This is a genomic window from Paraburkholderia sp. CNPSo 3272 (assembly GCF_024206495.1).
Lineage (GTDB): Bacteria > Pseudomonadota > Gammaproteobacteria > Burkholderiales > Burkholderiaceae > Paraburkholderia.
The window spans coordinates 145,346-157,479 of sequence record NZ_JAMBPQ010000016.1; the positions used below are offsets into that span (position 1 = coordinate 145,346).

Genomic DNA, 12,134 nt, shown 5'->3' on the forward strand with positions numbered 1-12,134 from the left:
TTTCAACGCATCGGGACGCCGCCGCCCTTGAAGTTGGCCTTCTTGAGCAGCGATTCATATTGTTGCGACATCACGTACGACTGCACCTGCGCCATGAAGTCCATTGTGACGACGACAATGATCAGCAGCGACGTTCCACCAAAATAAAACGGCACATTCCAGCGCAGCACCAGAAACTCCGGCAGCAGGCAAACGAACACGATATAGATCGCACCGGCCAGCGTCAGACGCGTGAGGATGCGGTCGATATAGCGTGCCGTCTGATCGCCCGGGCGGATGCCAGGTACGAACGCGCCACTTTTCTTCAGGTTGTCGGCCGTTTCCCTGCTGTTGAACACCAGTGCGGTGTAGAAGAAGCAGAAGAACACGATCGCCAACGCGTACAGCAACACGTACACGGGCTGGCCAGGCTTGAGGGCTTCGGCCACATTGTGCAGCGTGTCCGCAAACCAGCCGGTTCGCGACCCCGAACTGAACCAGTTCAGGATAGTTGCCGGGAACAGGATGATCGACGACGCGAAGATCGGCGGAATCACACCCGACATGTTCAGCTTGAGCGGCAGGTGGGACGACTGCCCGCCGTAAATCTTGTTACCGACCTGACGCTTCGCATAGTTCACGAGGATCTTGCGCTGGCCGCGTTCGATGAACACCACCAGGTACGTCACGGCTGCGATCAGAACGACCACGATGATCGCCGAGATGATGCTCATCGAGCCGGTGCGGACCAGTTCGAAAAGACCACCGAGCGCATTCGGGAAGCCTGCCGCGATCCCGCCGAAGATGATGATCGAGATACCGTTGCCAAGCCCGCGTTCCGTGATCTGCTCACCAAGCCACATCAGGAACATCGTGCCCGTTACGAGCGTCACGACCGTCGTCAAGCGGAACACCATGCCCGGATCGATCACGAGGCCAGGCTGGTTTTCCAGCGCGACCGCGATGCCGAACGCCTGAAACGTCGCCAGCACCACCGTGAAGATCCGCGTGTACTGCGTGATCTTGCGTTGCCCAGCCTGCCCTTCTTTCTTCAGCGCTTCCAGCTGCGGCGAAACAATTGCCATCAGCTGCAGGATGATCGACGCCGAAATATACGGCATCACACCCAGCGCGAAGATCGTGAACCGCGACAGTGCGCCACCCGAGAACATGTTGAACATGCCAAGGATGCCGCCCGACTGGCTCTGAAAGAGCTTCGCCAGTTGGTCCGGATCGATACCCGGAACCGGAATATGCGCGCCGATACGATAAACGACCAACGCCAGCAGCAGGAACACTGCACGCCGGCGCAGGTCGCCGAACTTCGGAGCGCTGCGACCGGTTTTTGCGAGACTCGGGCTGTTAGCCAAGTAGCTTCTCCGATGCAGATGCTAGTGACGGCGGGCAAGCCCGCGCGCACCACTCACAATCACTCGGCAAAAGAACCGCCTGCTGCTTCAATCGCAGCACGCGCATTCTTCGTCGCACCCAGACCCTTCACGACGACCTTGCGCTTGATCTCGCCGGTGGCGATGATCTTTGCGCTACGGGTCAGTTCGCCCACGAGGCCTGCCTGCTTGAGAGCCAGCAGATCGATTTCGTCGACCGGCAGCTTCTCGATGTCGGCGAGGCGCACTTCACCGACGAATTCCTTCGTCAGCGAGGTGAAGCCGCGCTTCGGCAGACGGCGCTGCAGCGGCATTTGACCGCCTTCGAAGCCAACCTTGTGGAAGCCGCCCGAACGCGATTTCTGACCCTTGTGACCACGGCCAGCGGTCTTGCCGAGGCCGGAGCCGATGCCGCGACCGACGCGACGCTTGGCGTGCTTCGAGCCTTCTGCCGGCTTCAGGTTATTCAATTCCATTTTCAACTCCTGGAGTCCTGGTCGACCGCTTAGCCGATGACCTTGACGAGGTACGAGACCTTGTTGATCATGCCGCGCACAGCCGGCGTGTCCTGCAGCTCGGAGACCGAGTTGAGGCGGCGCAGGCCGAGACCGCGCACCGTGGCGCGGTGCGTTTCGCGGGTCCCAATCAGGCTCTTGACGAGCTGAACCTTGACAGTTTTTTCAGACATGGTGCCCACCCTTAGCCCAGAATGTCTTCGACGGACTTGCCGCGCTTCGCCGCGATGTCAGCCGGCGTCGACTGCTTGCGCAGACCGTCCAGCGTGGCACGAACGAGGTTGTACGGGTTCGTCGAACCGTGGCTCTTGGCCACGACGTTCTGCACGCCCATCACGTCGAACACTGCGCGCATCGGGCCGCCGGCGATCACGCCCGTACCTGCCTTCGCCGGAGCGAGGAGGACGACCGATGCGCCGTGCTTGCCGTGCACTTCGTGTTGCAGGGTGCCGTTCTTCAGGGGCACCTTGAACATGTTGCGGCGAGCTTGTTCCATCGCCTTCTGGACAGCAACGGGCACTTCCTTCGACTTGCCCTTGCCCATACCGACGCGGCCATCACCGTCGCCAACCACGGTCAGAGCGGCGAAACCGAGAATACGGCCACCCTTCACGACCTTGGTCACGCGATTGACCGAAATCATTTTTTCGCGGAGGCCGTCGTCGCGTTCGTCAGCCTGAACTTTCGCTTGCATCTTTGCCATGACGAATTCCTTCCTTAGAACTTGAGCCCGGCTTCGCGCGCAGCATCAGCCAGCGCCTTGACGCGGCCGTGATAGCGGAAACCCGAGCGGTCAAAGGCGACGGATTCGATGCCGGCGGCCTTAGCCTTTTCTGCAATACGCTTGCCGATCAGCGAGGCAGCGGCGACGTTGCCGCCCTTGCCCGACTGGTCAGCCAGTTGCGCACGCACTTCAGCTTCAAGCGTCGACGCGCTGGCCAGCACCTTGGTGCCGCAGGGCGAGAACACTTGCGCATAGATGTGCGTGTTCGTGCGATGCACGGCCAGACGCGCGACCTGCAGCTCAGCGATCTTGAGACGCGTCTGACGAGCGCGGCGCAGGCGAGATTGAGTCTTATCCATGATTGCGCACCCTTACTTCTTCTTCGTTTCTTTGAGGATCACGACCTCGTCGGCGTAACGCACACCCTTGCCCTTGTAGGGCTCAGGCGGGCGATAACCGCGCACTTCTGCAGCGGTTTGGCCGACTTTCTGCTTGTCGATCCCCTTGATCACGATTTCCGTTTGCGACGGGGTCTCAGCCTTGATGCCTTCCGGCATCTGGTGCACCACGGGGTGCGAGAAACCCAGCGACAGGTTCAGCTTGTCGCCTTGCGCTTGAGCACGATAACCAACGCCAACCAGCGTCAGCTTGCGCTCGAAACCCTTCGTCACGCCTAGCACCATGTTCGCGACAATCGCGCGCATCGTGCCCGACATCGCATTGGCTTCGCGGCTTTCATCGGTCGGCTCGAACTTGAGCGTACCGTTGTCGTTCACCACCTTCACGAGGCGGTTCGCAGCTTGCGAAATCGTACCCAGCGGGCCCTTGACGGTAATCTTCTCGTCGCTGAGCGTCGCTTCTGCGCCTTGCAGCGCGATCGGGCTCTTACCTACTCGAGACATGTTTCTTCTCCTTAGGCCTTAAGCGACGTAGCAGATAACTTCGCCGCCGACGCCAGTAGCGCGCGCCTTGCGGTCCGTCATCACACCCTTGGGCGTCGACACGATCGCCACGCCCAGGCCATTCATAACCTGCGGGATGTCGTTGCGGCCGCGGTACACGCGCAGACCCGGCTTCGAGACGCGTTCGATGCGCTCGATAACGGGACGGCCAGCGTAGTACTTCAACGCGATGTTCAATTCAGACTTCGCACCTTCGGTCTTCACCGCGAAGTCATCGATATAACCTTCGTCCTTCAGAACCTGCGCAATCGCAATCTTCACTTTCGACGAGGGCATAGCAACCGAAACCTTCTCGACCATCTGCGCATTGCGGATGCGAGTCAGCATATCGGCGATAGGATCACTCATGCTCATTTATGTTTCTCCTATTACCAGCTCGCCTTGGTGATGCCAGGGATCTCACCACGGAACGCGATTTCACGAATCTTGTTACGTGCGAGACCGAATTTGCGGAACGTGCCACGCGGACGACCCGTGAGCGCGCAGCGGTTACGCTTGCGGGTCGGGTTCGAGTTGCGCGGCAGTTGTTGCAGTTCAAGGCGAGCTGCGTAACGCTCTTCTTCCGACTTGCTTTGGTCGTCGATGATCGCCTTCAGCGCTACGCGCTTCGGCGCAAATTTCGCTGCCAGACGAGCGCGCTTCTTTTCACGTTCGATCAGTGCCAGTTTAGCCACGGTAACCTCAGTTTCTGAACGGGAACTTGAAGCTGGCGAGCAGTGCCTTTGCTTCTTCGTCGGTCTTCGCGGTCGTCGTGATGCTGATATTCAGCCCACGCAGCGCGTCGATCTTGTCGTAGTCGATTTCGGGGAAAATGATCTGCTCTTTCACACCGATGTTGTAGTTACCACGGCCGTCGAACGCCTTACCCGACACGCCGCGGAAGTCGCGCACGCGAGGCAGCGCAACCGTCACAAAACGGTCGAGGAATTCGTACATAGCCTGGCCACGCAACGTGACCATCGTGCCGATCGGGTAGCCTTCACGGATCTTGAAGCCCGCGATTGCCTTGCGCGACTTCGTGATGACCGGCTTTTGACCGGCAATCTTCGTGAGGTCGCCAACGGCGTGCTCGAGGACCTTCTTGTCAGCGACGGCTTCACCGACACCCATGTTCAGGGTGATCTTGGTGAGGCGCGGCACTTCCATGATCGACTTGTAACCGAACTTCTCGATCAGGCCAGGAACGACCTTCTCTTTATAAAATTCTTGCAAACGTGCCATTTTTTACTCCGCAGCGTCAGGCGCTCAGGACAGCACCGGTCGTCTTCAGGAAACGAACCTTCTTGTCCCCTTCGACCTTGATGCCTACGCGCGACGGCTTGCCGTTCGCGTCGACCAGTGCGACGTTCGAGATAGCCAGCGGCATTGCCTTGGCTTCGACGCCACCCGTCGTACCCTTCATGGGGTTCGGCTTCACATGCTTCTTGGCAATGTTGATGCCTTCGACGGTCACGCGCCCTTCGCCCATGGCCAGCACGACACCGCGCTTGCCCTTGTCTTTGCCGGTGATGATGACGACTTCGTCACCCTTGCGAATCTTGTTCATCGCGACTCCTTACAGCACTTCCGGCGCAAGCGAAACGATCTTCATGAATCGTTCGCTACGCAGCTCACGCGTGACCGGCCCGAAGATGCGGGTGCCGATCGGCTCAAGCTTGGTGTTCAAAAGCACGGCGGCGTTGCCATCGAACTTGATCAGCGAGCCGTCTTGACGGCGCACGCCCTTCGCGGTGCGAACCACAACAGCGTTGTAGATTTCGCCCTTCTTCACGCGCCCACGCGGCGTTGCTTCCTTGACGCTCACCTTGATGATGTCGCCAATGCTGGCATAACGACGCTTCGAGCCGCCGAGCACCTTGATGCACAGGACTTCACGTGCACCCGTGTTGTCGGCCACTTCAAGCCGAGTTTCGGTCTGGATCATGGTTTATCTTTCCCAACTTAATCCGGTTGCGCCACCATGGCACATCCGGTCAGTCTTGGTCCCGTCAGCCGCGCCGCCACTAGAACGACCGCTCAGCTGCTTGGGTAAGAACAGCAGCGACGGCAAACGAAACCGGCCATCGCATTCCGGTGAATCTTGCTAACCCGGACTGGCGCCCGGATCTGCTTCCCCACCTACTTCCACTTGCCGCTTGCCGCTTTGCCAACAGCAAGCCCATAAAGAGGGAAGACCAAGACTATAACGCGATAATCTTGGTCTAGCAAGCGAAATCTTCAGCGATTTCAATTACTTTTACACCCCGGGAAGTTGCTCCCCGGGGTGATGCGCCACTTTTAGATGACGCGTGCTGCTTCGATCAGCTTCGACACGGTCCAGGCCTTCGTCTTCGAGAGAGGACGCGTTTCCTGGATTTCAACGAGGTCACCCTCGTTGTACGTGTTCGCTTCGTCGTGAGCGTGGTACTTCTTCGACTGCACGACGTACTTGCCGTAGATCGGGTGCTTGACGCGGCGCTCGACCAGGACGGTGACCGTCTTGTCCATCTTGTTGCTGACGACCTTGCCGACCAGCGTCCGCTTAAGCGAGGTTTTCACGCTTTCGTTCATTTCTGGTTCGCCTTCTGAGTCAGGACGGTCCGCACACGTGCGATGTCGCGACGGACCTTCTTCAGCTGGCTCGTGTTCGTGAGCTGCTGGGTCGCGAGTTGCATGCGCAGGCCGAATTGCGCCTTCAAGAGGTCCGACAGCTCTTTGTCGAGCGCGGCCTTGTCTTTCTGAAGAAGTTCAGATGCCTTCATCAATCACTCCTTAGGCGCCGAGCTGGCGAACCATGAAGACCGTCTTCAGCGGCAGCTTGGCTGCAGCCAGACGGAAGGCTTCACGGGCCAGTTCTTCGGACACACCATCCATTTCATACAGCATCTTGCCCGGCTGAATCTCGGCGACGTAGTACTCAGGGTTACCCTTACCGTTACCCATACGCACTTCCGCCGGCTTTTGCGAGATCGGCTTGTCCGGGAAGATACGGATCCAGATGCGGCCGCCACGCTTGATGTGACGCGTCATTGCACGACGCGCTGCTTCAATCTGACGCGCGGTCAGGCGACCACGACCGATAGCCTTAAGACCGTATTCACCGAACGAAACTGCGTTGCCGCGCGTTGCGACGCCGGTGTTACGACCCTTCTGCTCTTTGCGATACTTCCTGCGTTTCGGTTGCAGCATCGTTATTCTCCACTCTTGCCGTCACCGCCGGCGCCACGGCGCGGTGCGCCACGACGGGCACCCGGTGCGCCTTCACCATCACGGCGCGGACGACGATCGCCCGGACGCGCGTTGCGGCGCGGACGCTTTTCTTCGGCGACTTCTTCCACCACCGGTGCGTCGTTGCGGCCGAGCGTGTCGCCCTTGTAGACCCAAACCTTCACGCCGATGATGCCGTACGTCGTCTTCGCTTCCGAGGTTGCGTAGTCGATGTCAGCACGCAGCGTGTGAAGCGGCACTCGACCTTCGCGGTACCACTCGGTACGTGCGATTTCGATACCGTTCAGACGGCCGGCGCTCATGATCTTGATGCCCTGGGCACCCAGACGCATCGCGTTCTGCATCGCGCGCTTCATTGCGCGACGGAACATGATGCGGCGCTCGAGCTGCTGCGTGATCGAATCGGCGATCAGTTGAGCATCGGTTTCCGGCTTGCGGATTTCCTCGATGTTCACGTGAACCGGAACGCCCATGCGCTTCTGGAGTTCGGCCTTGAGGAGTTCGATGTCCTCGCCCTTCTTGCCGATCACCACACCCGGGCGCGAGCTGTAAATCGTGATGCGAGCGTTCTTTGCCGGACGCTCGATCACAACACGGCCCACCGAAGCGTTCTTCAGCTTCTTCTTCAGGTATTCACGAACACCGATGTCTTCCTTCAACATCGCCGCAAAATTGTTGTTGTTCGCGTACCAACGCGAAGCCCAATTGCGGCTGACGGCCAAACGGAAGCCAGTCGGATGAATTTTCTGTCCCATCGTATGGCTCCTTAATTCCCGACCGTCACAGTGATGTGACAGGATTGCTTCTCGATGCGGTTGCCGCGGCCCTTGGCGCGCGCGGTGAAACGCTTCAGCGAAGCTGCCTTGTCGACGTAGATGCTCTTGATCTTGAGCTCGTCGATGTCAGCACCTTCGTTGTGTTCCGCGTTTGCGATCGCCGAGAGCACAACCTTTTTCACGATGCCAGCCGCTTTCTTCGGCGAGAACGTCAGAACGTTCAGTGCCTTGTCGACCGGCAGACCGCGGATCTGGTCAGCCACAAGGCGCGTCTTCTGCGCCGAGATGCGGGCACCGCGATGAATTGCCTTCACTTCCATCTTGATTGCCCCTTATTTCTTGGCCTTCTTGTCGGCCGCGTGACCCTTGAACGTACGGGTCAATGCGAACTCGCCAAGCTTGTGGCCGACCATGTTTTCCGTGACATACACCGGAACGTGTTGACGGCCGTTGTGCACGGCGATCGTCAGGCCGATGAAGTCCGGCAGAATCGTCGAACGACGCGACCAGGTCTTGATCGGTTTCTTGTCGCGCGTTGCTGCAGCCGCCTCAACCTTCTTCAGCAAATGGGCGTCGCAGAACGGACCTTTCTTAATAGAACGTGCCATTGCCTACTCCTTAACGCTTGTGACGGCGCTGGACGATCATGCTCGTCGTGCGCTTGTTGCTGCGGGTGCGATAGCCCTTCGTCGGCGTGCCCCACGGGCTCACCGGGTCGCGACCAGCCGCAGTCTTGCCTTCGCCACCACCGTGCGGGTGGTCGACCGGGTTCATTGCAACGCCACGGACCGTCGGGCGGATGCCGCGCCAGCGGTTCGCGCCAGCCTTACCGATTTGACGGAGGCTGTGCTCTTCGTTGCCGACTTCACCAATCGTTGCGCGGCATTCGACGTGCACGCGGCGGATTTCGCCCGAACGCAGACGAACCTGCGCGTAGACGCCTTCACGTGCCAGCAGCATTGCCGACGTGCCAGCCGAACGCGCCATTTGCGCGCCCTTGCCCGGCAGCATTTCGATGCAGTGGATCGTCGTACCGACCGGAATGTTGCGGATCGGCAGCGTGTTGCCTGCACGGATCGGCGCTTCCGAACCCGACATCAGCTGCGTGCCAACCGTCACGCCCTTCGGCGCGATGATGTAGCGGCGCTCGCCGTCTGCGTAAAGAACCAGCGCAATGTTCGCGCTACGGTTCGGGTCATACTCGAGACGCTCCACCTTCGCGGGGATGCCATCCTTCGTACGACGGAAGTCGATCACACGGTAGTGCTGCTTGTGACCGCCACCCTGGTGACGCGTCGTGATGCGACCGTTGTTGTTACGGCCGGCCGTCGAGGACTTCTTTTCGAGCAGTGCCGCGAACGGCGCGCCCTTATGGAGGTCCTTGTTGACGATCTTGACCATCGCGCGGCGACCCGGCGAGGTCGGCTTAACTTTCACGATTGCCATGATTACTTGGCCTCCGCTTCAAAGTTGATTTCCTGGCCGGGCTTCAGGCAGACATACGCCTTCTTCACGTCTTTGCGCTTGCCGTTGAAGCGGCCAAAGCGCTTGGCTTTGCCCTTCTGGACCAGCACGTTGACGGACTCGACTTCCACCTTGAACAGCAGCTCGACAGCAGCCTTGACTTCCTGCTTGTTCGCGTCCGGCGCGACTTCGAAGACGACTTGTTCGTTCTTCTCCGCAACCAGCGTCGCCTTTTCGGAGATCACCGGTGCGAGCAGGACCTGCATCAAACGATGATCGTTCTTGCGAATCTCGCTCATGACAGCAACTCCTCGATCTGGGCGACCGCTGCCTTCGTGATCAGGATCTTCTTGAAGTAGATCAGCGAGAGCGGGTCGGCAAAACGCGGCTCAACGACTGCCACGTGGGGCAGGTTGCGCGACGCGAGATACAGGTTCTCGTCGACCGTGTCGGTGATGACCAGCACGGATTCGAGACCCATGGCCTTGAACTTTTCGGCCAGCAGCTTCGTCTTCGGCGCTTCGAGCGAAAGCTCTTCGACGACCGAGATGCGGCCTTCGCGGGCCAGCTGCGAGAAGATCGAGCAGAGACCTGCGCGATGCATCTTCTTGTTGACCTTGTGCGAGAAGTTTTCTTCCGGCGAATTCGGGAAGATGCGACCACCGCCACGCCACAGCGGGCTCGACGACATACCGGCACGAGCGCGGCCCGTACCCTTCTGACGCCACGGCTTCTTGGTGGTGTGCTTGACCTGTTCGCGGTCCTTCTGCGCGCGGTTACCGCTGCGCGCGTTCGCCTGGTAGGCGATAACGATCTGGTGGATCAGCGCTTCGTTGTAGTCACGGCCGAACACGACGTCCGACGCGTTAACAGCTGCGCCTTCCTGACCATTAGCGTTCAGGAGCTTCAGTTCCATTATTGCGCTCCTTTCTTGGCGCGCGCCTTGACGGCGGGCGTCACGAAAACCTTGCCGCCCTTTGCACCCGGCACGGCACCCTTGACCAGCAGCAGCTTGCGCTCTGCGTCGATACGGGCGATTTCGAGGTTTTGCACCGTCACGGTCTCGTCACCCATGTGACCGGTCATGCGCTTACCCGGGAATACGCGACCCGGATCCTGCGCCATACCGATCGAGCCCGGCACATTGTGCGAGCGCGAGTTACCGTGCGAAGCACGACCCGAAGCGAAGTTGTAACGCTTGATGGTACCGGCGTAGCCCTTACCGATCGAGGTGCCTTGCACGTCGATCTTCTGGCCTTCTTCGAAGAGTTCCACACCGATCACAGCGCCAGCGGACAGCTCGGCGGCCTTAGCGGCGTCGATCTGGAATTCCTTGAGGATTTCACCGGCTTGAACGCCAGCTTTGGCGAGATGACCTGCGAGCGGCTTCGTCACGCGCGATGCGCGGCGAGTACCGAAAGTAACCTGCACGGCCGTGTAGCCGTCGGTTTCTACAGTCTTGATCTGCGTCACGCGGTTGTCGGACACGTCCAGCACGGTCACGGGAATCGAATCCCCTTCGGCCGTGAAGATACGGGTCATGCCAACCTTGCGACCTACGAGTCCAAGGCTCATCGTTTTCTCCATTCCCGACTGCGATTGGTCGGGGCTAATTTACAAAGTACCGGCGTGTTTTCCAGGGTAAAGGCCTGATAGGGACACACCGATTTTTGCGCAAACGCGCGAAAAGACGTCAAGTATAACGTCCTTCTTCGTTTTCCGCAAGCAATCAAAGACTTAGCGCCACCAGAAGATTTCGGCGGCGTTCGAGGCTCTTACTGCAGCTTGATTTCGACGTCCACGCCAGCCGGCAGGTCCAGCTTCATCAGCGCGTCAACGGTCTTGTCCGTCGGGTCGACGATGTCCATCAGGCGCAGGTGCGTGCGGATTTCGAGCTGATCGCGCGACGTCTTGTTGACGTGCGGCGAACGCAGGATGTCGAAACGCTGGATACGCGTCGGCAGCGGCACCGGACCGCGGACGATGGCGCCCGTGCGCTTCGCCGTATCGACGATTTCAGCAGCCGACTGGTCGATCAGACGGTAGTCGAAAGCCTTCAGACGGATACGGATTTTTTGGTTCTGCATGACAATTCCTTGAAAAGAGCGAGGCGGACTTGCGCCGCCAAACGATATAAAGAGCGCAGGACCGCCCCGCGACAAGGCGTCGCGAGAACGGTCCCTGGATACATCAACTTCTACAGCGAGCCGAGTATTCTACTCGAATTACTCGATGATCTTCGCAACTACGCCGGCGCCGACGGTACGGCCACCTTCGCGGATTGCGAAGCGCAGACCTTCTTCCATCGCGATCGGAGCGATCAGCTTCACCGTGATCGACACGTTGTCGCCCGGCATGACCATTTCCTTGTCCTTCGGCAGCTCGATCGAGCCCGTCACGTCCGTCGTACGGAAGTAGAACTGCGGACGGTAGTTGTTGAAGAACGGCGTGTGACGGCCGCCTTCGTCCTTGCTCAGCACGTACACTTCAGCCGTGATCAGGAACGCGCCGTCAACTGCGCGCTCCGGCGTCGGGATGTACGTGTCCAGTGCGTCGGCCAGGTTCATGATCGCCACTTCACCCAGTTCGCCCTTGTCGCCTTCCAGCGCCAGCTTGGCCGAACCCTTGATGATCGGCGTGTCGTCGCCCGGGAAGTCGTACTTCGACAGGAGCTCGCGCACTTCCATTTCGACCAGCTCGAGCAGCTCGGCGTCGTCGACCATGTCGCACTTGTTCAGGAACACGATGATGTAAGGCACGCCAACCTGACGGGCGAGCAGGATGTGCTCACGCGTTTGCGGCATCGGGCCGTCAGCGGCCGAGCACACCAGGATCGCGCCGTCCATCTGCGCCGCGCCCGTGATCATGTTCTTCACGTAGTCAGCGTGGCCCGGGCAGTCGACGTGTGCGTAGTGGCGGTTAGCCGTTTCGTACTCGACGTGCGCGGTGTTGATGGTAATACCACGTGCCTTTTCTTCCGGCGCTGCGTCGATCTGGTCGTACGCCTTCGCCTCGCCGCCGAACTTGGCGGTCAGAACCGTCGTGATCGCTGCCGTCAGCGTGGTCTTGCCGTGGTCAACGTGACCGATCGTGCCCACGTTCACGTGCGGCTTGGTCCG

Annotated in this window: 23 protein-coding genes; all 23 read right to left on the minus strand. The window is 59.6% G+C overall.

The features are described 5' to 3' along the window. Positions 1-2: 2 nt before the first annotated feature. Positions 3-1,349, minus strand: a complete 1,347-nt coding sequence (gene secY, locus M3I53_RS20700) for a preprotein translocase subunit SecY (RefSeq protein WP_028206524.1) — start codon at positions 1,347-1,349, stop codon at positions 3-5. Between the two features lie 59 nt (positions 1,350-1,408). After that, complete coding sequence (gene rplO / locus M3I53_RS20705) at positions 1,409-1,843, minus strand: 50S ribosomal protein L15 (RefSeq protein WP_254317726.1); 435 nt, start codon at positions 1,841-1,843, stop codon at positions 1,409-1,411. Between the two features lie 29 nt (positions 1,844-1,872). Continuing rightward, positions 1,873-2,055, minus strand: a complete 183-nt coding sequence (gene rpmD / locus M3I53_RS20710; RefSeq protein ID WP_010106952.1) for a 50S ribosomal protein L30 — start codon at positions 2,053-2,055, stop codon at positions 1,873-1,875. Positions 2,056-2,066: 11 nt separating this feature from the next. Beyond that, entirely contained in the window at positions 2,067-2,585 is a 519-nt protein-coding gene (rpsE, locus tag M3I53_RS20715) for a 30S ribosomal protein S5 (protein WP_028206522.1), read from the minus strand. Between the two features lie 14 nt (positions 2,586-2,599). Further along, positions 2,600-2,965, minus strand: coding sequence for a 50S ribosomal protein L18 (gene rplR / locus M3I53_RS20720; RefSeq protein ID WP_027819343.1), 366 nt, complete (start codon positions 2,963-2,965; stop codon positions 2,600-2,602). A 12-nt stretch (positions 2,966-2,977) separates the two neighbouring features. Next, positions 2,978-3,508: a 50S ribosomal protein L6 gene (gene rplF, locus M3I53_RS20725; RefSeq protein ID WP_254317727.1), complete on the minus strand. Its 531-nt coding sequence runs from the start codon at positions 3,506-3,508 to the stop codon at positions 2,978-2,980. 18 nt (positions 3,509-3,526) lie between these two features. Beyond that, positions 3,527-3,922 (minus strand): 30S ribosomal protein S8, encoded by a 396-nt coding sequence (rpsH, locus tag M3I53_RS20730; RefSeq protein ID WP_027819345.1) that lies wholly within the window; start codon positions 3,920-3,922, stop codon positions 3,527-3,529. Positions 3,923-3,936: 14 nt separating this feature from the next. Further along, positions 3,937-4,242: a 30S ribosomal protein S14 gene (gene rpsN / locus M3I53_RS20735; RefSeq protein WP_254317728.1), complete on the minus strand. Its 306-nt coding sequence runs from the start codon at positions 4,240-4,242 to the stop codon at positions 3,937-3,939. Between the two features lie 7 nt (positions 4,243-4,249). Then, positions 4,250-4,789 carry a 50S ribosomal protein L5 gene (rplE, locus tag M3I53_RS20740; protein WP_254317729.1) on the minus strand — a complete coding sequence of 180 codons (540 nt, stop codon included), beginning with the start codon at positions 4,787-4,789 and terminating at the stop codon, positions 4,250-4,252. A gap of 16 nt (positions 4,790-4,805) precedes the next feature. Next, positions 4,806-5,114 carry a 50S ribosomal protein L24 gene (gene rplX / locus M3I53_RS20745; RefSeq protein ID WP_254317730.1) on the minus strand — a complete coding sequence of 103 codons (309 nt, stop codon included), beginning with the start codon at positions 5,112-5,114 and terminating at the stop codon, positions 4,806-4,808. A 9-nt stretch (positions 5,115-5,123) separates the two neighbouring features. Next, on the minus strand, positions 5,124-5,492 hold the full coding sequence (gene rplN, locus M3I53_RS20750) for a 50S ribosomal protein L14 (protein ID WP_028206517.1): 369 nt from the start codon (positions 5,490-5,492) through the stop codon (positions 5,124-5,126). A gap of 353 nt (positions 5,493-5,845) precedes the next feature. Continuing rightward, on the minus strand, positions 5,846-6,118 hold the full coding sequence (rpsQ, locus tag M3I53_RS20755) for a 30S ribosomal protein S17 (protein ID WP_028206516.1): 273 nt from the start codon (positions 6,116-6,118) through the stop codon (positions 5,846-5,848). After that, positions 6,115-6,309: a 50S ribosomal protein L29 gene (rpmC, locus tag M3I53_RS20760; RefSeq protein ID WP_028206515.1), complete on the minus strand. Its 195-nt coding sequence runs from the start codon at positions 6,307-6,309 to the stop codon at positions 6,115-6,117. Before rpmC ends, rpsQ begins: the two co-directional genes overlap by 4 nt. A gap of 10 nt (positions 6,310-6,319) precedes the next feature. After that, a complete protein-coding gene (gene rplP, locus M3I53_RS20765) occupies positions 6,320-6,736 on the minus strand; it encodes a 50S ribosomal protein L16 (RefSeq protein WP_027797288.1) in 417 nt (138 codons plus the stop codon). Between the two features lie 2 nt (positions 6,737-6,738). After that, the gene (rpsC, locus tag M3I53_RS20770; RefSeq protein ID WP_027797287.1) at positions 6,739-7,530 is read right to left on the minus strand and encodes a 30S ribosomal protein S3; all 792 of its coding nucleotides are present in this window, start codon (positions 7,528-7,530) and stop codon (positions 6,739-6,741) included. 11 nt (positions 7,531-7,541) lie between these two features. Beyond that, positions 7,542-7,871 carry a 50S ribosomal protein L22 gene (rplV, locus tag M3I53_RS20775; RefSeq protein WP_004199272.1) on the minus strand — a complete coding sequence of 110 codons (330 nt, stop codon included), beginning with the start codon at positions 7,869-7,871 and terminating at the stop codon, positions 7,542-7,544. Between the two features lie 12 nt (positions 7,872-7,883). Beyond that, positions 7,884-8,159 carry a 30S ribosomal protein S19 gene (gene rpsS, locus M3I53_RS20780; protein WP_027797286.1) on the minus strand — a complete coding sequence of 92 codons (276 nt, stop codon included), beginning with the start codon at positions 8,157-8,159 and terminating at the stop codon, positions 7,884-7,886. A 10-nt stretch (positions 8,160-8,169) separates the two neighbouring features. Then, positions 8,170-8,997, minus strand: a complete 828-nt coding sequence (gene rplB / locus M3I53_RS20785; RefSeq protein ID WP_069268211.1) for a 50S ribosomal protein L2 — start codon at positions 8,995-8,997, stop codon at positions 8,170-8,172. Positions 8,998-8,999: 2 nt separating this feature from the next. Then, entirely contained in the window at positions 9,000-9,314 is a 315-nt protein-coding gene (rplW, locus tag M3I53_RS20790) for a 50S ribosomal protein L23 (RefSeq protein WP_028206513.1), read from the minus strand. Further along, entirely contained in the window at positions 9,311-9,931 is a 621-nt protein-coding gene (gene rplD / locus M3I53_RS20795; RefSeq protein WP_028206512.1) for a 50S ribosomal protein L4, read from the minus strand. Before rplD ends, rplW begins: the two co-directional genes overlap by 4 nt. After that, a complete protein-coding gene (gene rplC / locus M3I53_RS20800) occupies positions 9,931-10,590 on the minus strand; it encodes a 50S ribosomal protein L3 (protein ID WP_028206511.1) in 660 nt (219 codons plus the stop codon). Before rplC ends, rplD begins: the two co-directional genes overlap by 1 nt. Positions 10,591-10,790: 200 nt before the next feature. After that, positions 10,791-11,102, minus strand: a complete 312-nt coding sequence (rpsJ, locus tag M3I53_RS20805; RefSeq protein ID WP_017777154.1) for a 30S ribosomal protein S10 — start codon at positions 11,100-11,102, stop codon at positions 10,791-10,793. 138 nt (positions 11,103-11,240) lie between these two features. Beyond that, positions 11,241-12,134: GTP-binding protein (locus M3I53_RS20810; protein WP_254317731.1), on the minus strand; the 894-nt coding region annotated here is incomplete at its 5' end.